We start from the raw sequence: 2027 nt of genomic DNA, 5'->3' as shown, positions 1-2027 counted from the left end.
ACTGGTAAACTGTCAGTCCCATATCCTTGTATTTCTGCTGGAGAATGGCGATCGCACCCGAGACGTGCGGGCAGGCCATCGACGTCCCGCCGTAATATGCGTAGGGAAGATCGGGATAGGCAAACTCGGCCACATCCCACAACGGAACGGTCGAAAGGATCGAGAAATCGCCGGGAGCGGCCACCGAGAGCTTGACGCTCCTGCTCGAGAAATGGGTGATACCATCGCCCGCGGTGGAGGCGGCCACGACCACGACTCCCGGGTACATGGCAGGACTCTTGACTTCGTTCACATGTTCATTTCCGGCCGAGTTCACGAAGACCACATAGTTCTCGGAGGCGTAAGCGATCGCATCGTACAGAAGCGTCGAAAAGCCCTTGCCTCCCCAGGAGTTCGAAAGTACCGTGGCCCCATTTTCGATCGCATATACTATGCCGGCTGCGACAAACTCGTCTCCTATATAGTTGGGCTGGAAGATCGGTATATCCATTATCTTCGCTCCGGGGGCCACGCCTATGACACCGCTGCCATCGTCCTTTGCGGCGATAGTACCGGCGACGTGAGATCCGTGCGCTTCGAAGGAGTAGTCTATGTCGGGGTCGATCTCCAGATCGAGGAACGGATCGTACCTGTGGGTTATCTGACCCTGGAGATCTGGATGGGTCGAGTCGATGCCCGTATCAAGGACGGCGACGATTATGCCGGTCCCGTCGTACCCGGCGGCCCAGGCCTGCGGTGCACGGACCTTCTTGATTCCCCAGAGGAATCCTTCAAGGTCGGGGAACGTATCTTCGGCAAGAACCACGGGCAGTTCGGGCAATTTCAGATTATCATCTTTCACCGGCTTTATAAGTTCCCTTTCGTAGTTCGGTTCTATGTACCTTATCGATGCGACGAGCTCCGGTCTCTCGACAAAAAGCTCCCTGATAGCGCCCCTTGCCTCTTCGACCGTCGAGTCGAACCGCAAACCCGCAGCGTTCAAGCGCGGTATATCGATGGTTATCTCGGCATCGAGAAGAGAAACGATCTCGCTCAAAGCCTCGATATCGCTGTAACCTACTATGAGTCTTCCTTCAACGTAGGGCGCATCCTGTATCTGCTTCCATACGAACTCCACATTGGCGCCGGCGCTGTTACCCGGGGCAACTCTCATACAGGAAGCGAACACAAGGGCCAGCAATACGACACTTATTAACAGTAAAGTCTTCTTCATCTGCACCACCTCCCCTCTCAATTATCTCCACCGGTGGTGAAGCGGTTGTAGTAATCGGCATCGTTGACCCACCTGTCGAAATCGTAGCCCAGGTCTATAGTGGTCGAATAAGCGACCGAATCGTAGAAGCCGTCTCCGTCTTCATCATATCCGTAGTAGGTGGCCACCGCGTAATCCAGACCCCACTCATAGGTCTTGAAGGCCTCGAGCTGATCGAAGGGGTACAGGTACGCCTGACCGTTGAGAATGAAGATCCAGTTCATCACTTTCCCAAGCCAGAACGGATCCAGAAACTTCACGGAGACCTGTTGTGGGCCGTAAGTGGAGAAATCGAAGGTTTCGAATTCGCTGTCGACTGCCAGCAGATGCTGGTAGTCGCTCTGAACAGTGTCGTATATCCAGGGCGTATAGTGATAGGCGATCTTGCTCTCGTCGAGGAGACCGCCGCCCAGGACAGGCACTTTGTTGGAATTGATTTTGTCGACGGGCGCCCACTTCAGTACCGGTCTTCTCGAAACTCCCGTCGAGTTGTTCGCCGGGGAGAGCAGCTTGACCTTGAAGATATCGAGCGGCACTACCGAGGCGATGTTGCTGTCCTCCGACTCGCTTCCGTCGGCGTAAACCGATCTGACCTTGTAGAAATACCTGTTGCCTGCCTCGATGCCGATTCCGCTATCGAAACCGTAAAGGGCGGTCCTGAAAGCTATCTTCTTGTAATTGACACCATCACTGGAGCGATAGATGTTGAAACCCACTAACCCCGCAAGGTTCTCGGGGAGGTCCCAGGCGATCTGAACGAATATGTTGCCCTCTG

The 2027-nt window shown here is 54.7% G+C and carries 1 protein-coding gene and 1 pseudogene; both read right to left on the bottom strand.

All coding sequences use genetic code 11. The annotated features are described in order from the left end of the window. Nucleotides 1–1213 (bottom strand): S8 family serine peptidase (locus PKX57_RS11260; protein ID WP_472417374.1); only part of this gene is annotated, 1213 nt, incomplete at its 3' end. A 17-nt stretch (nt 1214–1230) separates the two neighbouring features. Further along, nucleotides 1231–2027: pseudogene (locus PKX57_RS11255) on the bottom strand (hypothetical protein); the annotation flags it as partial.

The sequence above is a fragment of the Mesotoga sp. genome (assembly GCF_035363035.1).
In the GTDB taxonomy this organism is placed as follows: domain Bacteria; phylum Thermotogota; class Thermotogae; order Petrotogales; family Kosmotogaceae; genus Mesotoga.
The sequence above is the reverse complement of the archived record's forward strand: the minus strand, read 5'-3'. Positions and strand labels throughout refer to the sequence as shown.